Genomic DNA, 18,464 nt, shown 5'->3' with positions numbered 1-18,464 from the left:
GGATCCGGTAGAGAAAGGGCCCCTTCTCACCCCGCCGGGGGCAGGAAGAGGCCGACCAGCTCGACGTGCTGGGTCATCGGGAACAGGTCGAACCCGCGCAGCGCGGTCAGCCGCCAACCCGACTCGGCGAACGTGCGCACGTCCCGGGCGAACGCGGCCGGGTCGCAGGCCACGTACGCCACCGCGCGCGGACCGGCGGCGACCACGCCGCGCACCACCGCCGCACCCGCACCGGAACGCGGCGGATCGAGCACCACCAGGTCGACCGGGCCGGTGATCCGACGCCGGGCCAACGCGGTCTCCACCCGGGCCGCGACCACCTCGACGGCGGACAGGTCGGCCAGGTTCGTCCGGGCCGCGGCCACCCCGTCGGGGGCCGACTCGACCACCGTCACCCGGGCCCCGTCGACCCGGCCGGCGAGCGCGGCGGCGAACAGCCCGGCCCCGCCGTACAAGTCCCAGGCGGTCTCGCCCGGACGCGGGTCGAGCAGGTCGAGCACGGCGCCGACCAGGGCGTCGGCCGCCGCCGGGTGCACCTGCCAGAACCCGGACGCGGGCAGCGTGAAGGACCGCCCGGCCGCCGTCTCCCGGACCCGCTCCGGCCCGCGCACGCCGGTGGCGACCCCCTCGGCGTACGCGACGACGGCGACGTCCCCGCCGGTGCTGGCCACCGTCTCCACCGCGTCGGCGTCCGGCCAGCGGGCCCCGGTGGTGGGGAGCACCGGCAGCTCCTGGATCGCCGGGTGGGCGATCAGGCAGCGGTCGATCGGCACCACCTCGTGCGAGCGGTGCTTGAGCAGCCCGGCCCGGCCGGCGGCGTCGACCGCGTAGCGGACCCGGGAGCGCCAGCCCAGCGGCCCGCCGGGCAGCGCCTCGACCCGGACCCCGAGCGCGTCCACCCGTTCCTCGGTGAACCCGCCGAGGCGGGTGAGCTGCTCGCGCACCACCGCGGCCTTCCAGTCGAGCTGGGCGGCCGGCGCCACGTGCTGGAGGTCGCAACCACCGCACGCGCCCGGCCGGGCGTACGGGCAGGGCGCGGTGACCCGGTCCGGCGCGGCGTCGAGGATCTCCACCGCGTCGGCGCGGGCGAAGCCCCGGTGCAGCTCGGTCACCTCCGCCACCACCCGCTCGCCGGGCAACGCGTGCCGGACGAAGACCACCTGCCCGCCGACCCGGGCCACGCAGTGCCCGCCCGGGGCGACCGCGTCGACGGTCAACTCGACCCGCTCCGCCTCCTCCAATCCGGGACGCACCCCGCTCATGACCCGCCCTCTTGCTCGGGAGCCGTGGCGCCGACCGGCGGCGGCAGGGTGCTCTGCGGCGCGACCCGGGGGCCGCGGGCCGGACCGCGGGTCAGCGTGGCGTCGAGGCGGTCCAGGTTCTTGCTGGCGGTGGACGCGAGCTGCCAGGGCACGCTGGTCACCATCACGCCCGGCTCGAACAGCAGCCGGCCCTTGAGCCGCAAGGCGCTCTGGTTGTGCAGCAGGTTCTCCCACCAGCGGCCCACCACGTACTCCGGGATGAAGACGGTGACCACGTCGCGGGGTGACTCGCGGCGGACCGACGCGACGAAGTTGAGGATCGGCCGGGTGATCTCCCGGTACGGGGAGTCGATCACGGTCAGCGGCACCGGCAGCTCGCGCCGCTCCCAGTCGGCCTGCAGGTCCCGGGTGTCCTGCTCGTCCACGTTGACGGTCACCGCGGTGAGCGTGTCCGGCCGGGTGGCCCGGGCGTACGCGACCGCCCGCAGGGTGGGCTGGTGCAGCTTGCTGACCAGCACGATGGCGTGGTTGCGGGCGGGCAGCACGGCCCGCTGCTCGGTCGGCTCCAGCTCGGCGGCGACCCGGTCGTAGTGCCGGCGGATGCCGAGCATGACCACGTACATCACCGCCATGGCGACGATCGCGATCCAGGCGCCGAGCAGGAACTTGGTGACCAGCACGATGATCAGCACGACGCCGGTCATCGCCATGCCGAACGTGTTGATCCCTCGGGAGCGGACCATCCGGCGCCGGGCCTGGGGGTCCCGCTCGGTGCGTAGGTGGCGGTTCCAGTGCCGGATCATGCCGGCCTGGGAGAGCGTGAACGAGACGAAGACGCCGACGATGTAGAGCTGGATCAGCCGGGTCACCTCGGCCTGGAAGCCGACGATCAGCACCACCGCGGAGACGGCGAGGAAGACGATGCCGTTGGAGAACGCCAGCCGGTCGCCGCGGGTGTGCAGCTGGCGCGGCAGGTAGCGGTCCTGCGCCAGGATCGAGCCGAGCACCGGGAAGCCGTTGAACGCGGTGTTCGCGGCCAGGAACAGGATCAGCGCGGTCATCCCGGCGACCACGTAGAGCAGCACCGACCCGCCGCCGAACACGGTCTCGCCGAGCTGCGCGGTGACCGTCTTCTGCACGTACCCGGCCGGGCCGCCGACGATCTGCGTCCTCGGGTCCTCGACGAACTGCAGGCCGGTGCGGCGGGCCAGCAGGATGATGCCGACCAGCATGGCGACCGCGATGGTGCCGAGCAGCAGCAGCGTGGTCGCCGCGTTCTTCGACTTGGGCGACTTGAAGGCCGGTACGCCGTTGGAGATCGCCTCGACGCCGGTGAGCGCGGCGCAGCCGGAGGAGAACGTACGCAACAGCAGGAAGATCAGCGCGAACCCGGTCACGCTATGCTCGGCGTGGATCTCCAGGCCGGCGCTGGGCGCGCGCAGGTCGTGGCCGAGCACGAAGATCCGCACCACCCCGGTGAGCAGCATGCCGCCGATGACGATGACGAAGCCGTAGGTGGGGATGGCGAACGCGGTGCCCGACTCGCGCAGGCCGCGCAGGTTCATCGCGGTGAGCAGCACCACCGCGCTGACCGCGATGAGCACCTTGTGGGTGGCCACGAACGGCACCACCGAGCCGAGGTTGGCCACCCCGGAGGAGACCGACACGGCGACCGTGAGCACGTAGTCGACGAGCAGCGCGCTGGCCACCGCGAGCCCGGCCCGGGGCCCGAGGTTGACGGTGGCCACCTCGTAGTCGCCGCCGCCGGAGGGGTAGGCGTGCACGTTCTGCCGGTAGCTGGCCACCACGGTGAGCATCACCACGACGACGGCCAGGGCGATCCACGGCGAGAAGAAGAACGCCGAGGCGCCCGCGATGGAGAGCGTCAGCAGGATCTCGTCCGGCGCGTACGCCACGCTGGAGAGCGCGTCGGAGGCGAAGACCGGCAGGGCGATGCGTTTCGGCAGCAGGGTGTGCTGGAGGCGGTCGGACCGGAACGGTCGACCGAGGAGGAGTCGCTTCAGCAGCGAGGTGGGGCTGGCCACAACCGACAAGCGTACGGCCACCCGGTGCGGGACGCTGCGGTGGCTGATCACTGTCCCGCGCGCCCGCACGGTACGGTCGGTGCCCCGTCGGGAGCGGGGACGTGGCAGGCTCGCAGAGGACGGGTCGGCGGGCGGCACCGTGGGAGGAGCGGACACCGTGCATGTCGTGATCATGGGCTGCGGCCGGGTCGGGTCGACCCTGGCGCACAGCCTGGAGTCCCGGGGGCACTCGGTGGCGGTGATCGACCAGGACGCGGACGCGTTCCGCCGTCTCGGGCCCGACTTCGCGGGCATCACGGTCACCGGCGCGGGCTTCGACGGCGAGGTGCTGCGCGAGGCCGGCATCGAGCGGGCCGACGCGTTCGCCGCGGTCTCCAGCGGCGACAACTCCAACATCATCTCGGCCCGGCTGGCGCGGGAGACGTTCGGCGTGTCCCGGGTCGCCGCCCGGATCTACGACCAGCGCCGGGCCCAGGTCTACGAACGCCTCGGCATCCCGACCGTGGCCACGGTCCGGTGGACCGCCGACCGGATGCTGCGCCACCTGGTCCCCGAGGGGAACGTGGAGATCTTCCGCGACCTGACCAGCACCGTGTCGATCGTCGAGGTGCCGGTGCACAAGGACTGGATCGGCCGGCCGCTGCGCCAGCTCGAGGAGTCCGCCGGTGCGCGGGTGGCCTACCTGACCCGGTTCGGCATCGGCACCCTGCCCACCGTCTCCACCGTGGTGCAGGAGGGCGACCAGGTCTTCATGCTGGTGACCGACGACATCGCCGCCTCGGTCACCTCGGTGGCGGCGGCACCGCCGGAAGGGGGGCAGTAGCCATGCGGATCGCCATCGCCGGCGCCGGCAACGTGGGCCGCTCGATCGCCCAGGAGCTGATCGACAACGGCCACCAGGTGATGCTGATCGAGCGTCAGCCCAAGATGCTGCGTCCCGACCGGGTGCCGACCGCCGACTGGGTGCTGGCCGACGCCTGCGAGCTGGCCAGCCTGGAGGAGGCGAACGTGGCCGGCTGCGACGTGGTGGTGGCGGCCACCGGCGACGACAAGGTCAACCTGGTGGTCTCGCTGCTGGCCAAGACCGAGTTCGCGGTGCCCCGGGTGGTCGCCCGGGTCAACCGGGCGGAGAACGAGTGGCTGTTCACCGAGCAGTGGGGCGTCGACGTCGCGGTCAGCAAGCCGCGCGTGATGGCGGCCCTGGTCGAGGAGGCGGTCACCGTCGGCGACCTGGTCCGGCTGATGACGTTCCGCCAGGGCGAGGCCAACCTGGTCGAGATCACCCTGCCCCCGACCGCGCCCTATGTCGGGCAGCCGATCCACGCGGTGCCGATCCCCCGGGACGCGGCGCTGGTGGCGATCCTGCGCGGCAAGCGGGTGCTGGTGCCCACCCCGGACGACCCGATCGAGGCCGGCGACGAGCTGGTCTTCGTGTGCACCGCCGAGGTGGAGGACGAGGTGCGCGCGGTGATCCTCGGCCCGGAGAGCACGGAACGGCAGCGCGGGCGCACCTGACGGCCGGCGGGGCTCAGGCCCCGGGCAGCGGGGTGGCGGCGGCACCCTCCCGGGTGACCCGGCGCACCACCCAGACCGTGATCAGCAGCAGCAGCGCGTACGGCGGGTAGCCCAGGGCCAGCCGGGCGACGCCGAGCGCGGTGTCCTGGTGGGCCAGGTAGAGCCCGGCCTGCACGCCGACCTTGGCCAGCCACACCACGCCCCAGAGCACGGTGAGCTGGGTGAACGTGCGCACCAGCTTCGGGTCGTCGCGCCACTCGGAGCGGCCCTTGGCGACCAGCACCGACCAGAGCCAGCCGACCAGCGGCTGCCGGATCGCGGCCGAGAGCAGCAGCGCCAGCCCCAAGCCGATGCCCTGGATGATGCCCGGCAGGTAGAAGTCGCGGGCGTTACCGGTCTTCAGGGCGATGCCCGCGCCGATGGCGATGCCGATCAACCCGTTGACGGCGTGCCGCACCGGCCGGCGCTGGACCAGCCGCACCGCGGCGATCAGCAGCGTCACCGCGATGGCGGCGATCAGCGCGGGGCGCAGCTCGCCGACCATGTTGGCGATCACGAAGACCACCACCGGGATGCTCGACTCGACCAGGCCCCGCCACCCGCCGAGCTGGTCGGCCATCTGCTCGGCGATGCTGGGCAGCCGCTCCTCGTCCTGCGGGTCGAGCCCCGACGGGGTGTGCTGCTGTCCGGTCGTCACTTCGGCGGCTCCAGCTCGTAGTACGGGTTGTAGATCACTTTGCGGTCGTCGCGCACCGCCACCCGGCCGTGTGCGGTGAGGTGCCGGCCCGGCTCGATCCCGGCGATGTGCCGGCGGCCCAACCAGACCAGGGTGACCACGTCGTTGCCGTCGTAGAGGTCGGCCTCCAGCGTGGGCAGGTTGGTGCGCGGCGTGTAGACCACCGTGCGCAGCCGCCCGGCCACCGAGACCACCTGACCCCGGTTGCACTGGTGGGTCGGGGTGCCACCGGACTCCGCGCTCTCCCGGCGCAGCTCCTGCGCCTCGATCTCGGCCTCGCTCGCGGTGAGCCGTCGCAGGAGTCGCCGCAGCGACACCCGGCCCTGGTCGGTCGTCATGACCTCCGCGTCACCCTCTCCACCGGTGGGGCTCCGCGGGGGGCGGAACCGTCAGGCCAGCGTACGCCGATCGGCCCCGGAGGCGGGAGCGCCGGGCCACCGGCACGGGCCCGACCCGCCGGCCCGCGCCCGGACCGGCGGCGCCGGGGGCGGACACGCCGCGGGCCCGGTCCCGTCGGTTCACATACCGACGGGACCGGGCCCGGCGCTGTCGCTCAGATCTCCTGCGGACCGGCGGCCTGCTGCTCGGCGACCTCGCGGGGCAGCCGCAGCGGCAGCGGCTCCCGGACCGGCTTGGCCTCCTGGCCACGGTCCACCACCAGGCCGTCCAGGCAGGCCGAGAGCGGGCCGGCGGCGGCCGGGTCGGTGGCCGCCAGGCCCTGGAAGACACCGCGCACCATCCAGCGCGGCCCGTCGATGCCGACGAAGCGCAGGTCGGTCACGCCGTCCGGGGTACGCACCCGGGCCCGCAACTCCGGGCCGCGCTCGCCGTCGACCTCCTCGGCGGTGGCGCCGTCGTTCGCCAGCGACGTGCGGATCTCCGCCCGCACCTCGTCCCAGATGCCGTCCGAGCGGGGCGCGGCGAACACCCCGAGCTGGAGCGCGTTCTGCCCGTGCACCAGCACCACCTGCTGGATCACGCCCTGCGGGTCGGCCTGCACCCGCACCTCCACGTCCGGCACCGCCGGGATCTGGAGGCTGCCCAGGTCGAGCCGGGGCTCGTCGGGCGCCTCGCTGACGTCGTACGGGCCGCGGGCCGGCGCCGCCGAGGTCTGCTCGGCGGCGCCGGCGCCGTTGTCACGCGCCTCGTCGGCCCGCTTCCGGGAGAAGATCACTGCGTCCACCCTCCGCTGTTCGCACTCACCCTGCCACCTCTTCGTTCTGCCCGCCGGCCGGAGCCGGAACCAGCCCGGCGTGACCGCCGGAGGACCCGTGGCCGGCGGCGCCGCGCCGCGAGGCGGGCAGCTCGGCCACCGGCCGGAACTCGGCCTGGGCCACCCGCTGGACGACGAGCTGCGCGATCCGGTCGCCCCGGCTGATCGTCGCCGGCGTGTCCCGATCATGGTTGATCAGGTTGACCAGGATCTCACCCCGGTAGCCGGCGTCGACCGTACCGGGCGCGTTCAGCACCGTCACGCCGAGCCTGGCGGCAAGCCCCGACCGGGGGTGGACCAGCCCGACGTACCCCGCCGGGAGGGCCACCGCGACGCCGGTGGGCACCAGGGCCCGCCCGCCGGGCGGCAGCTCCACGTCCGCGGCGGCCACCAGGTCCGCGCCGGCGTCGCCGGGATGGGCGTACGCCGGCAGCGGCAGCTCCGGGTCGAGCTGCCGTACGGGCACGGGCACGACATCTGTCACGGTCATCCTCTTCCGTCCGGTCCTTGCGGGGTGACCCTGCCATCCTGCCGGTTGGCCGACCGGTCGCGCGCCGTACCCTCGCAGTGTGCGTCAGTCGTCATCCCCGGCCGCCCCGACGGCCGTCCCCGCGCCCTACGCGGAGCGTCTGGGGCTGCCCTGGTGGGCCTGGCCCGCGGGGCTGGCCGTGGCCGGGCTGCTCGCCGCCGAACTGTGGCTGGGCGCGACCGGGTTCCGGGCCTGGTTGCCGTTCCTGCTGCTGATCCCCGCCACGGTCGCCGCCCTGGTGTGGCTGGGCCGGATCCGCCTGGCCGTACGCGACGGCGAGCTGCTGGTCGACGACGCCCGCCTGCCGGTGCGTCACGTCGCGGACGCGGTGCCGCTGGACGCGGCCGGCCGACGCGAGGTGCTCGGGGTCGGCGCCGACCCGTTGGCCTTCGTGGTGCAGCGCCCGTGGATCGGCGGCGCCGTCCAGGTGGTGCTGGACGACCCGGCGGACCCGACCCCGTTCTGGGTGGTCAGCACCCGACGCCCGGTGGAGTTGGCAGCCGCGCTCCTGGCCGCCCGCGACACCGCCTGACCCGCCCAACGGCCCAACGGCCACCGCCCACGGTGCCCGCCATCACGCCGAGGTGGCGGGTTCGATGCCGACGGATACCGCCACCTCGCCGAGCTGGCGGCCGGCACGGATCTCGGGCCGGCACGGATCCCAGGCCGGCACGGATCCCAGGCTGCCGGCGCCCACCTCAGGTCGGCTTGCCGGGGAGGCCCCGGGCGGTGTGCCGGAGGTCCTTGCGAAGCTGCTCGCCCAGCGTTCGGGTGGCCCGCCGGTTGAGGTAGCCGGCGACGGCCGCGCCGGTCAGGAACGGCCCGAGCGTGGTGAGGTTGCGGCCGAAGCGGCGCAGCAGGCTGTCCCGCAGTTCCCGGCGGGCGGCGGTGCCCAGCACGGCGCTCACCCCGACACCGGGCATCATCGGGTTGATCCCCCGCTGACCGGCCCAGGACTGCACCAGCGCCACCGCACGCGCGGTGCCCCCGGTGGGCAGCGGCATCCGGTGCAGCTCGTGCAGCTCCCCGATCAGCTTCAGTTCGATCGCCACCACGGCGACCGTCTCGGCGGCCAGCAGGACGGGGGCGGAGAGCAGGGTCGGCGTGACCGCCCACTCGACCGCGGCAACGCCGCCGCCGGCCGCGCCCACGCCAACGGTGGCGCGGGACGCGTTGCGGACCAGCCGGTCGGCGAGCGCGTCGTCGTCCAGGCCGGGGAAGTGCCGGCGTAGCGTGGCCAGATCACGGATCGGCACGTGCGGTGCGACCTCGGCGACGGTGTCGGTCATCCAGCGCAGCGCCGCCCGAGGCTTGAACAGGTCACTGACGCCGCGGGCCCGGGCCTGGCCGACCAGCCGGACCAGTAGTTGCCGGCGGCGGGCGGGCGCGATGTCGTCGGCGGTCAGCGCGGCCACCGTGGCGCCCAGCTCCGCGCCGGCGTCGCCGGTCCCGTCGCCGCCGGACCGGGCCGGGGGAGCGTCGGCGTCGCTCGGGTCGTTGGCCGCGTCGGCGCGGCTCGGGTCGATGGCCGCGTCGGCGCGGCTCGGGTCGATGGCCGGGTCCGGGGTGGACGGCGTCCGTCCCGTTACCGGGACCGGTGCCCGACCGGTCTCGCCGGCCCGCTCGCTGCGCTCGCTCACCCGTCCGCCCTCCTGCTCCGCGCGGCGTGTCAGCCGCCCGTACGAGTCAAGCAGCTTCCCGCCGCCGGCGCACGGCGGCTCGAACAGCGGCGGCCTCGTCGAGGAGGCCGCCGCCGGTGTCCCGGCTGAAGGATCAGACGCACTCTCGGCAGATCAGGTCGCCGTTGCGCTCGACCGCCAGCTGGCTGCGGTGGTGGACCAGGAAGCAGCGGGCGCACCGGAACTCGTCCTGCTGCATCGGGAGCACCTTGACCGTGAGCTCCTCGTCGGCCAGATCGGCGCCGGGCAGCTCGAAGCTCTCGGCCACTTCGGCCTCGTCCACGTCCACGGCGCCCGACTGTGAGTCGACCCGCCGGGCCTTGAGCTCCTCGAGGCTGTCCTCGCCGAGGTCGACCTCGTCGCGACGCGGGGCGTCGTAGTCGGTGGCCATCGGTTTCACTCTCCAATATCGATATGGTCGCTGCCGGTTGTAACGCCGGACGACGCCGTTTCGGTTCCCCTGGCCGGCCACCATCTGTGTCGGGCACCCGACCCGACGACCGTTGGGCCGGTTTCGCCGGAGCGGAACCCCCCGGCGAGCGCGGAACCTTACCCCCCCTGTGGGCGAGGCATGTATACCGCCCTCGCGGGAGAGATGTACGCCCCGGCGCCCGAAGTTGTTCCCAATGTGACTCAGGCGACACGAAGATAGGGGTAGTCCTACCCGTTCCCTCAGTGGCGCGCCGGCATGTCGGACTGTTTCCACGCGGGAGCCGGACAAGGGTTAACCTCAGCGGCGTACTCCGACGGTCGACAGACGCGGCCCGACCGCGGCGGCCGCCGCCACCCAATCACTGTCCGGGGAGCGCCCAGGATGAGTTTTGCGCGAGTGCGGGCACTCGTTGTCGTCGGACTGCTGGCGGTCATCGCCCTGGTCTTCGTGGTCGTGGCCGTGGTCCGTGACAGCCAGAGCAAGGCCGGCACCGCGGCCGGCTGTCCGGACGGCTGGCCGCTGGTCGACCTGCGGCTACGCGAGCAGAAGGACGTGAAGATCAACGTCTACAACGCCACCGACGAGGCCGGCCGGGCCGGGAGCGTCGCGGACGACTTCCGCAACCGGAAGTTCCAGGTCAAGAAGGTGGGCAACGAGTCGAAGGCGGTCGACGGCGTGGCGGTGCTGCGCTTCGGGCCGAAGGGCGTGGGCTCCGCCCACCTGCTGCGGGCCTATTTCCTGAACGACGCCGAGCAGGTGTTCCAGCCCACCCGCAAGGACGACACGGTCGACGTGGTCCTCGGCAACGCCTATCAGCAGTTGGCCACCACCACCGAGGTCAACCAGTCGCTGGGCGACCTGGGCGCGCCCGAGGCGCCGGCCCAGACCTGCCCGATGCCGATCGAGAAGTGACCGGCGGGCCGGACCGGCGGCCCGATGACGGCACAGGGCGGTCGCCCGGGATCCGGGTGGCCGCCCTGCCGCGTGTCCGGGTGCCGCCGCGGCCCGCCACCCCCGCCGTGCGCGGCTGCGGGTCAGGGCCCGCCGGAGGCGTCCAGATCGGTGAGGCGGGTGTGCAGCGGCCCGTGCAGCGCCGGTGGCGCGGCGAGCACCAGATCCGGCCCGGCCGGCCGGCCGGCCACCCCGGTCACCAGCAGCCCGGCCTCCCGGGCCACCAGCCCGCCGGCGGCGAGGTCCCAGGCGGCCAGCCCCTTCTCGAAGTAGGCGTCCACCCGCCCCTCGGCGGCCAGGCAGAGGTCGAGCGCGGCCGCGCCCATCCGGCGGATGTCGCGTACGTGCGGGATCAGCTCGGTGACCACCCGGGCCTGGTGGGACCGGCGGCCGGCGTCGTAGCCGAAACCGGTGGCGACCAGTGCCTGCCCGAGGTCGGTCTCGGTCGAGCCGCGCAGCCGCCGGCCGTCGCGCCAGGCCCCGCCCCCCGCGGTCGCGGTCCACTCCTCGCCGGTGAACACGTTGCGCACCACCCCGGCGACGACCTCGCCGGCCACCTCGGCGGCGAGCGAGACCGCGCAGTACGGCAGCCCGTAGAGGTAGTTGACGGTGCCGTCGATCGGGTCGACGACCCAGCGCACCCCGTCCGCCGCGACCGGGCCGGTCTCCCCGGCGCCGTACTCCTCCCCCAGCACCGCGTCACCGGGCCGCCGGTCCCGCAGCGCGGCCAGCACCTGCCGCTCCACCGCCCGGTCGGCGGCGGTGACCACGTCGGTCACCGTGCTCTTGGTCGCGGCCACCGACACGCCCTCGGCCCGCATCCGGAGGGCGGTGGCGGCGGCGTCCCGCGCCACCTCGACGGCGATGGTGAGCAGTTCCCGCGGCGAGGGTGCCGAGGTGGTCATGTTCGTCCCCTTCCGGCACGAACGGGACCGCCCGGTTCGCGCGTGGGTATCATCCTTACAAAGTCCACATCTGCGCCGAATCCGCGGTCCCCGGCCGCGGTTACGCCGTGCGGCGCAGGATGATCGCGGCAGACGGCGTTACAATTCACCCTGCCCACGCGCCACGGACCGCCAGCGACCGGACGGACCGGGACACGGGGGTTCCTCAAAGACTCGCCCGGCACGGCCGTTCGTGCTGCGCCGGACGACCCGGCCGTGCTCGCTCTTCGCCTCCGGAAGGTCATTCGTGACAGAACCCCGCCAGACCGGCGCCGACGTTCGCTCGCTCACCGACACCCTGATCGCCCACGCGCAGAGCGCCGGCGGTCAGCTCACGTCGGCCCAGCTCGCGCGCACCGTCGAGTCCGCTGAGGTGACCCCGGCCCAGGCCAAGAAGATCCTCCGCGCGCTCTCCGAGGCGGGCGTGACGGTGGTGGTGGACGGCTCCGCGAGCACCCGCCGCCGGGTCGCCGCGGCCCGGTCCGCCACCCCGGCCTCCCGAGCCACCACTGCCAAGACCACCAAGAAGGCCGCCGCGCCCGCCCCGAAGCAGGCGCCCGCCGCCGAGGAGTCACCCGCCCCGGCCCCGCGGAAGGCGACGGCCCGCAAGGCCGCCGGCACCACCGCCGAGGTGGCCGCCAAGGCCGCCGCCCCGGCGAAGGCCACCAAGGCGACTCGGGCCACCAAGGCCACCGTGGCCGCCAAGACGGCCGCCGCCAAGCCGGCGAAGGCCGGCGCCGAGGGTGAGGTCGACCCGGAGGAGCTGGCCGCCGAGATCGAGGACGTGGTGGTCGAGGAACCGGCCGAGCTGGCCCAGGCCGCCGCCGCCGACGCGGCGAGCTCCGCCACCGACGGCGACTTCGAGTGGGACGACGAGGAGTCCGAGGCGCTCAAGCAGGCGCGCCGGGACGCCGAGCTGACCGCGTCCGCCGACTCGGTGCGGGCCTACCTCAAGCAGATCGGCAAGGTCCCGCTGCTCAACGCCGAGCAGGAGGTCGAGCTGGCCAAGCGGATCGAGGCCGGCCTCTACGCCGCCGAGCGGCTGCGCGCCGCCGACGAGGGCGAGGAGAAGCTGGTCCGCGACATGCAGCGCGACCTGCTGTGGATCTCCCGGGACGGCGAGCGGGCCAAGAACCACCTGCTGGAGGCGAACCTGCGGCTGGTGGTCTCGCTGGCCAAGCGCTACACCGGGCGGGGCATGGCCTTCCTCGACCTGATCCAGGAGGGCAACCTCGGCCTGATCCGCGCGGTCGAGAAGTTCGACTACACCAAGGGCTACAAGTTCTCCACGTACGCCACCTGGTGGATCCGCCAGGCCATCACCCGCGCCATGGCCGACCAGGCCCGCACCATCCGCATCCCGGTGCACATGGTCGAGGTGATCAACAAGCTCGGCCGGATCCAGCGCGAGCTGCTCCAGGATCTGGGCCGGGAGCCCACTCCGGAGGAGCTGGCGAAGGAGATGGACATCACACCCGAGAAGGTGCTGGAGATCCAGCAGTACGCTCGGGAGCCCATCTCACTCGACCAGACCATCGGCGACGAGGGCGACAGTCAGCTCGGCGACTTCATCGAGGACTCCGAGGCCGTCGTGGCGGTCGACGCGGTGTCGTTCTCGCTGCTCCAGGACCAGCTCCAGCAGGTTCTTCAGACGTTGTCCGAGCGTGAGGCGGGGGTGGTGCGCCTGCGCTTCGGTCTCACCGACGGCCAGCCGCGCACCCTGGACGAGATCGGCCAGGTTTACGGCGTGACCCGGGAGCGCATCCGACAGATCGAGTCCAAGACCATGTCCAAGTTGCGGCACCCCTCGCGCTCCCAGGTGCTCCGCGACTACCTGGACTGACCCGGGCACGTCAACCAGTCGTGTCGGTTTGATCACCAGCCGTAGAACACAGATCGGTGATCGGTCGGTTGCACGTTTGTGATCGTTGACGTGGCACCCTTGGTGCACGGCACACTGTCTTCCACGCCAGGTGTGACCTCGGTCCCCCGCGGGCACACAGGGAAGGCAGGGCCCGAGATGGGTGTTGCACGATAGGTGAGCAACGACCGACGAGTGTGTTCATCGGTGACGACCAGAGGAGGAAGGCGATGACCCCGACCCTCACGCCGCCGCCCGAGACGGTGAGCCCCCCGGCCGCCGATGAACGGTGCGACCGCTGTAATGCTGCCGGAAAGCTCCGGATCACCCTGTCGGGTGGGAGTGAGCTGGTGTTCTGTGGGCACCACGCGAACAAGTACGCGGAGGATCTCGTGAAGATCACCGTGCGCTACGCGACGGACCCGGAGTTCAGCTGGCGGGGCACCGATCTGATGGCGAACTGAGCCCGACAAACAATCCGCGACGCGACATAACCGACCGGAGACGCCCAGACGGGCGCCTCCGGTCGGTTTTTCGTACCTGTCGCACCGGCGATGTTAAGCGGGGCCCCCGCCTCTACCGGAGGCGTTAAGAAGGGGCCCTTCCTTACAGGGTCTGCACGGTGGCGATGCGCTCTTCCAACTGCTCGATCGTCGCCTGGGCGCTGGGCGGGCCGCCGCAGATCCGGCGCAGCTCGGCGTGGATCTTGCCGTGCGGCTGACCGGTGCGGTGATGCCGGGCGGCCACCAGGGCGTTCAGCTGGCGCCGTAGCGCCACCCGACGCTGGGCCGCGCTCAGCGGTGGGGGTGCCGCCACCGTGGCGGCAGCGGCCGGCTCAGCGGCCCGCTGGGCGGCCCGGCGCTTCTGCGCGGCGAGCTGATCGGCCTGCCGCTTGGTCAGCAGCAGGGAGACCTGGTCGGCGGTGAGCAGACCGGGCAGCCCGAGGTATTCCTCCTCCTCCGGCGTGCCGGCCTGGGCGGCGGTGCCGAACGACGCGCCGTCGAAGATCACCTGATCCAGCTCGGCGGTGGCGGAGAGCGCGGCGAACCGCTTCTCCAGCTCGCCGCTGGCGCCGTCGTCGCGTTGCGCGCGCTCCAGCAGGTCGTCGTCGAAGCCCTCGCGGTCCTTGGGCTTGCCGAGCACGTGATCCCGCTCGATCTCCATCTCGCTGGCCAGCCCGAGCAGGTGCGGCACGCTGGGCAGGAACACCGAGGCGGTCTCGCCCGGGCGGCGGGCGCGGACGAACCGGCCGATCGCCTGCGCGAAGTAGAGCGCGGTGCTCGCGCTCGTCGCGTAGACCCCGACGGCCAGCCGGGGGATGTCCACGCCCTCGGACACCATCCGCACCGCGACCAGCCAGCGCCGCTCGGACGCCGCGAACGTCGCGATCCGCGCGGACGCCCCCTGGTCGTCGGAGAGCACCACGGCCGCCTTCTCGCCGGTCACCTGCTCCAGCAGCTTCGCGTACGCGCGGGCCACCTGCTGGTCGCTGGCGATGACCAGGCCGCCCGCGTCGGGCATGCCGTTGGCCCGCAGCACGGTCAGCCGGGCGTCGGCGGCGCGCAGCACCTGCGGCATCCAGTCACCGGCCGGGTCCAGCGCGGTCCGCCACGCCTGCGCGATCAGGTCCTGCGTCATCGGCTCGCCCAGCCGGGCGGCCAACTCGTCGCCGGCGTTGGTGCGCCACCGGGTCTCCCCGGAGTAGGCCAGGAACAGCACCGGCCGGACCACGCCGTCACGCAGCGCGTCGGCGTAGCCGTAGACGGAGTCGGCGCGGGAGCGCAGCAGGCCGTCGGAGCCCCGCTCATAGCTGACGAACGGGATCGGGTTGTCGTCGGAGCGGAACGGCGTGCCGGTGAGCATCAGCCGGCGTACCGCGGGCTCGAAGGCCGCCTTCACGCCGTCGCCCCAGGTCCGGGCGTCGCCGGCGTGGTGGATCTCGTCGAGGATGACAAGCGTCCGCCGGGTCATGGTGCGCCGCCGGTGCACCTGGGGCGCCACGCCGACCTGGGCGTAGGTGACCACCGCGCCGTGGAAGTCGGCGGCGGAGTGCAGGTCGGCGTTGCGGAACGCGGCGTCGAGCTGGATGCCGACCCGGGCCGCGGCCTGCGCCCACTGGGTCTTCAGGTGCTCCGTCGGCGCGACCACGGTGACCGCCTCGACCGTGCCGTCGGCGAGCAGCTCGGCGGCGATCCGCAGGGCGAACGTGGTCTTTCCGGCGCCGGGTGTGGCGACCGCCGTGAAGTCCTCGGCCCGGCGACGCAGGTATTCCACCATCGCCTTGCGTTGCCAGGAACGCAGGGGCGGGAACGTGTCGAGCGCCGGCAACCGCGGTGGCACGCGTGCTCCTCTCCCCATGAAAACGCCCTCGCGCATCCGTGCCGCGAAGGCCGACTCAGCATAACCAGCGGGGGCGTTCCGCCCCACCCGACGCCACGCTGGTCACATCCGCCCACCCCGGTGCGGAACGGCTCAGGGCAGCGTTCCCCGGGTGCCGCTGCGGGGCGGACGCATCGTCGGAACCGGGGCCGACCAGCGCCGACGCAGCGAGATCAGACGCAGCCCGAAGACGAAGAGCGCGGCGCCGGTCAGCGGCACGGTGGTGGCCCGCCCGTACGCCGACAGCAACGTGACCATGACGGAGCCGGCGAGCGCGGCCACGGCGTAGATCTCCCGGCGCAGCACCACCGGGATCTCGCCGGTGAGCAGGTCCCGGCCGAGTCCGCCGCCGATCGCGGTGAGCATGCCGATCATGCAGGCGCCGACCGCCGGCACGTGGGCGTCGAGCGCCTTGAGCGTGCCGGTCACGGTGAACAGCGCCAGCCCGGCCGCGTCGAGCACCAACACCGTGGTGCGCAGCCGGGCGAGCTGGGGGTGCAGCCGGAAGACCGCGGCGGCGGTGACGGCGGCGGTGACCGCGTACCGCCAGTCGGCGAACGCCAGCGGGGGCACCTCGTCGATGACCAGGTCGCGGAGGATGCCGCCACCGAGTGCGGCGACCACGCCGACGAGGACCACCCCGAACAGGTCGAGCCGTTTGGCGACCGCCGCGGAGGCGCCGGAGGCGGCGAAGACCGCCACGCCGGTCAGGTCGGCGAGGAGCAGGGCGGTGGAGGTGGTCACCGCCGCAGGTTACGTGCGCGGGCGGCGGAGCCGCCCGCGATCACTCGCCCCAGGACTCGTAGATCTCCTTGCACTTGGGGCAGACCGGGGAACCGGGCTTGGCGGCCTTGGTCACCGGGAAGGTCTCCCCGCACAACGCGATGACGTACGTGCCCATGACCGCGCTCTCGGCGATCTTGTCCTTGCGTACGTAGTGGAACATCTCGGGGCCGGTGTCGGCGTCCTTCTGCTCCGGGCGTTCGAGAATCTCAGTGCTCACGTCTCACCTCCGGCTTTCCAGTTTCGCAGGCCGGCCGGGTCGGGTCCACCACAGCCCTCCGGGCGGGCGGCCCGTAACGTAACGGAAGTGACCAACTTTCGCATCAGTCTCGGTGGTGAGGTGGCCGAAGCCCTGCGCGACGGCCGCCCGGTCGTGGCGCTGGAGAGCACGATCGTCTCGCACGGCCTCCCGCGGCCGGACAACCTGCGGGTGGCCCGGCAGATCGAGCAGGCGGTCCGGGACGCGGGTGCGGTGCCGGCCACCGTCGGCATGGTCGCCGGCGACCTGCGGGTGGGGCTGGACGACGCCCAGCTGACCCGGCTCGCCACGATCGACGGCGTGAGCAAGCTCTCGGTCCGCGATCTGGCCCCGGCCGCGGCCACCGGCGCGGACGGGGCCACGACGGTCGCGGCCACCAGCGCGGTCGCGGCGGCGGCCGGGATTCCGGTGTTCGCCACCGGCGGCCTCGGCGGGGTGCACCGGGAGGCGGCGCAGACGTTCGACGAGTCGGCCGACCTGGTCACGCTGGCGCGTACCCCGATCGCGGTGGTCTGCGCCGGGGTGAAGTCGATCCTCGACGTCGGCGCCACCCTGGAGCGGCTGGAGACGTTGGGGGTGAGCGTGGTGGGCTACCGCACCCGCCGGTTCCCCGGCTTCTATCTCACCGACGCCGGCTTCGACCTGGACTGGTCGGTGGACTCGCCGCAGCGGGTGGCCGACGTGCTGGCCGCCCGGGCCGCGCAGGGCGTGCACCGGGGCGGCCTGATCGTGGCCAACCCGCTGCCGGCCGACGAGCAGCTCGATCCCGCGCTGCACGACCGCACCCTCGCCGACGGGTTGGCCGCGCTGGCCCGCGAGCGGATCACCGGCAAGGCGGTGACCCCGTTCCTGCTGGCCCACTTCCACGCCGCCACCGAGGGCGCCAGCCTGGCGGTGAACGTCCGGATCATCCTGCGCAACGCCGAGCTGGCGGCACGGATCGCGGTCGCCGCGGCGACCCGGCGTACCCCATGAGCGGGGCTCCGCGCGTGGTCGTCGTCGGCGACGTGATCACCGATGTGGTGGCCATGCTGTCCGGACCGCTCGCGACCGGTTCGGACACCGCGGCCGGCATCCGGTTCAGCGGCGGCGGGCAGGCCGCCAACACGGCGGCCTGGCTGGCCGGGCAGGGCGCGGCCGTGACGTTGGTGGCCGCGGTGGGCGACGACGAGACCGGCCGGGAACGGGTCGCCGAGCTGACCCGGATCGGCGTGGACTGCTCGGTGGAGCGGCACGAGGGCTACCCGACCGGCACGGTGATCGTGCTCACCCACGACGGGGAGCGCACCATGGTCAGCCAGCGGGGGGCGAACCTGCGGCTGACCGCGCGCCACGTTGACGCCGCGCTGGCCGCCGCGCCCGACGCCGGGCATCTGCACCTGTCCGCGTACACCCTGTTGGACGTCGGGTCGCGCGGCGCGGGCCTGCGCGCGCTGGCCGCCGCCCGCGAGCGCGGGCTGACCGTCAGCGTCGACGCGGCCTCCGCGGCGCCGTTGCGGCGCGTCGGCGGGGCGTTCCTGACCTGGGTACGCGACGTCGACCTGCTGCTGGTCAACACGGACGAGGCGACGGTGCTGGCCGGCGGTCTGGACCCGGCGGCGCAGGCCCGGGCGCTGACCTCGGTGGCGCACCGGGTGGTGGTCAAGCGGGGCGCGGCCGGGGCGGTCTGGGTGGAGCGCGGCGGCCGGGTGGAGGCCGCACCGGCGCCCGGGGTGGCCGTGGTGGACGTCACCGGGGCCGGGGACGCGTTCGCCGCCGGCCTGCTCACCGCCTGGCTGGCCGGCGCGTCGCCGGGTGCGGCGCTGGCCCGGGCCGGCGATCTGGGCGCGCTGGCGGTGACCACGGTGGGTGCCCGCCCCGGCGCGTGACCCCGAC

Annotated in this window: 20 protein-coding genes; 8 read left to right on the top strand and 12 right to left on the bottom strand. The window is 73.7% G+C overall.

Annotation, left to right across the window (positions count from 1 at the left end; all coding sequences use genetic code 11):
- Positions 1-26 precede the first annotated feature (26 nt).
- Together AB0H28_RS20525 and AB0H28_RS20520 are read right to left on the bottom strand one after the other, a co-directional pair.
- Positions 27-1,262 carry a TRAM domain-containing protein gene (locus tag AB0H28_RS20525; RefSeq protein WP_358042265.1) on the bottom strand — a complete coding sequence of 412 codons (1,236 nt, stop codon included), beginning with the start codon at positions 1,260-1,262 and terminating at the stop codon, positions 27-29.
- Positions 1,259-3,307, bottom strand: coding sequence for an APC family permease (locus AB0H28_RS20520; RefSeq protein ID WP_358042262.1), 2,049 nt, complete (start codon positions 3,305-3,307; stop codon positions 1,259-1,261). Before AB0H28_RS20520 ends, AB0H28_RS20525 begins: the two co-directional genes overlap by 4 nt.
- Positions 3,308-3,464: 157 nt before the next feature.
- On the opposite strand from AB0H28_RS20520, the gene AB0H28_RS20515 reads away from it, so the two are divergent.
- Both AB0H28_RS20515 and AB0H28_RS20510 read left to right on the top strand, forming a co-directional pair.
- Entirely contained in the window at positions 3,465-4,130 is a 666-nt protein-coding gene (locus AB0H28_RS20515; protein ID WP_358042259.1) for a TrkA family potassium uptake protein, read from the top strand.
- Between the two features lie 2 nt (positions 4,131-4,132).
- Positions 4,133-4,822: a TrkA family potassium uptake protein gene (locus AB0H28_RS20510; protein ID WP_358042256.1), complete on the top strand. Its 690-nt coding sequence runs from the start codon at positions 4,133-4,135 to the stop codon at positions 4,820-4,822.
- 13 nt (positions 4,823-4,835) lie between these two features.
- Here the strand turns inward: AB0H28_RS20510 and AB0H28_RS20505 are convergent, their stop codons facing one another.
- The 4 genes from AB0H28_RS20505 to dut form a co-directional block, all read right to left on the bottom strand.
- A complete protein-coding gene (locus tag AB0H28_RS20505; RefSeq protein ID WP_358042253.1) occupies positions 4,836-5,519 on the bottom strand; it encodes a DUF3159 domain-containing protein in 684 nt (227 codons plus the stop codon).
- Complete coding sequence (locus tag AB0H28_RS20500) at positions 5,516-5,896, bottom strand: OB-fold nucleic acid binding domain-containing protein (protein ID WP_358042251.1); 381 nt, start codon at positions 5,894-5,896, stop codon at positions 5,516-5,518. The genes AB0H28_RS20505 and AB0H28_RS20500 overlap by 4 nt, the downstream gene beginning before the upstream one ends.
- Positions 5,897-6,111: 215 nt before the next feature.
- Positions 6,112-6,732: a DUF3710 domain-containing protein gene (locus AB0H28_RS20495; RefSeq protein ID WP_358042248.1), complete on the bottom strand. Its 621-nt coding sequence runs from the start codon at positions 6,730-6,732 to the stop codon at positions 6,112-6,114.
- A 25-nt stretch (positions 6,733-6,757) separates the two neighbouring features.
- Complete coding sequence (gene dut / locus AB0H28_RS20490; protein ID WP_358042245.1) at positions 6,758-7,255, bottom strand: dUTP diphosphatase; 498 nt, start codon at positions 7,253-7,255, stop codon at positions 6,758-6,760.
- Between the two features lie 85 nt (positions 7,256-7,340).
- Between dut and AB0H28_RS20485 the strand changes: the two genes are divergently transcribed.
- A complete protein-coding gene (locus AB0H28_RS20485; protein ID WP_358042242.1) occupies positions 7,341-7,832 on the top strand; it encodes a DUF3093 domain-containing protein in 492 nt (163 codons plus the stop codon).
- Between the two features lie 166 nt (positions 7,833-7,998).
- On the opposite strand, the gene AB0H28_RS20480 is transcribed toward AB0H28_RS20485, so the two are convergent.
- Both AB0H28_RS20480 and AB0H28_RS20475 read right to left on the bottom strand, forming a co-directional pair.
- Positions 7,999-8,727, bottom strand: a complete 729-nt coding sequence (locus AB0H28_RS20480; RefSeq protein ID WP_358042302.1) for a hypothetical protein — start codon at positions 8,725-8,727, stop codon at positions 7,999-8,001.
- A gap of 346 nt (positions 8,728-9,073) precedes the next feature.
- A complete protein-coding gene (locus AB0H28_RS20475; RefSeq protein ID WP_013284790.1) occupies positions 9,074-9,370 on the bottom strand; it encodes a DUF4193 domain-containing protein in 297 nt (98 codons plus the stop codon).
- 438 nt (positions 9,371-9,808) lie between these two features.
- Between AB0H28_RS20475 and AB0H28_RS20470 the strand changes: the two genes are divergently transcribed.
- On the top strand, positions 9,809-10,324 hold the full coding sequence (locus AB0H28_RS20470; RefSeq protein WP_358042299.1) for a LytR C-terminal domain-containing protein: 516 nt from the start codon (positions 9,809-9,811) through the stop codon (positions 10,322-10,324).
- A 122-nt stretch (positions 10,325-10,446) separates the two neighbouring features.
- Here the strand turns inward: AB0H28_RS20470 and AB0H28_RS20465 are convergent, their stop codons facing one another.
- The gene (locus AB0H28_RS20465; protein ID WP_358042239.1) at positions 10,447-11,268 is read right to left on the bottom strand and encodes an inositol monophosphatase family protein; all 822 of its coding nucleotides are present in this window, start codon (positions 11,266-11,268) and stop codon (positions 10,447-10,449) included.
- 286 nt (positions 11,269-11,554) lie between these two features.
- Here AB0H28_RS20465 and AB0H28_RS20460 point away from each other — a divergent pair, with 286 nt between their 5' ends.
- Both AB0H28_RS20460 and AB0H28_RS20455 read left to right on the top strand, forming a co-directional pair.
- Positions 11,555-13,150, top strand: coding sequence for an RNA polymerase sigma factor (locus tag AB0H28_RS20460; RefSeq protein WP_358042236.1), 1,596 nt, complete (start codon positions 11,555-11,557; stop codon positions 13,148-13,150).
- Positions 13,151-13,398: 248 nt separating this feature from the next.
- The gene (locus tag AB0H28_RS20455) at positions 13,399-13,632 is read left to right on the top strand and encodes a hypothetical protein (protein WP_091070720.1); all 234 of its coding nucleotides are present in this window, start codon (positions 13,399-13,401) and stop codon (positions 13,630-13,632) included.
- Between the two features lie 142 nt (positions 13,633-13,774).
- On the opposite strand, the gene AB0H28_RS20450 is transcribed toward AB0H28_RS20455, so the two are convergent.
- The 3 genes from AB0H28_RS20450 to AB0H28_RS20440 all read right to left on the bottom strand — a co-directional run bounded on the left by AB0H28_RS20450 (position 13,775) and on the right by AB0H28_RS20440 (position 16,550).
- Positions 13,775-15,526 carry a DEAD/DEAH box helicase gene (locus AB0H28_RS20450; RefSeq protein WP_358042233.1) on the bottom strand — a complete coding sequence of 584 codons (1,752 nt, stop codon included), beginning with the start codon at positions 15,524-15,526 and terminating at the stop codon, positions 13,775-13,777.
- Between the two features lie 114 nt (positions 15,527-15,640).
- Positions 15,641-16,291, bottom strand: a complete 651-nt coding sequence (locus tag AB0H28_RS20445) for a TRIC cation channel family protein (RefSeq protein WP_358042230.1) — start codon at positions 16,289-16,291, stop codon at positions 15,641-15,643.
- A 40-nt stretch (positions 16,292-16,331) separates the two neighbouring features.
- Positions 16,332-16,550 carry a DUF3039 domain-containing protein gene (locus AB0H28_RS20440; protein WP_091070524.1) on the bottom strand — a complete coding sequence of 73 codons (219 nt, stop codon included), beginning with the start codon at positions 16,548-16,550 and terminating at the stop codon, positions 16,332-16,334.
- An 87-nt stretch (positions 16,551-16,637) separates the two neighbouring features.
- Here AB0H28_RS20440 and AB0H28_RS20435 point away from each other — a divergent pair, with 87 nt between their 5' ends.
- Both AB0H28_RS20435 and AB0H28_RS20430 read left to right on the top strand, forming a co-directional pair.
- A complete protein-coding gene (locus tag AB0H28_RS20435; protein WP_358042226.1) occupies positions 16,638-17,564 on the top strand; it encodes a pseudouridine-5'-phosphate glycosidase in 927 nt (308 codons plus the stop codon).
- On the top strand, positions 17,561-18,457 hold the full coding sequence (locus AB0H28_RS20430) for a PfkB family carbohydrate kinase (RefSeq protein WP_358042223.1): 897 nt from the start codon (positions 17,561-17,563) through the stop codon (positions 18,455-18,457). Before AB0H28_RS20435 ends, AB0H28_RS20430 begins: the two co-directional genes overlap by 4 nt.
- Positions 18,458-18,464: the final 7 nt, after the last annotated feature.

This window comes from Micromonospora sp. NPDC050980, from assembly GCF_040653835.1.
Lineage (GTDB): Bacteria > Actinomycetota > Actinomycetes > Mycobacteriales > Micromonosporaceae > Micromonospora.
Note: the sequence above shows the minus strand (reverse complement) of the source record. Positions and strands in the feature narration are given on the sequence as shown.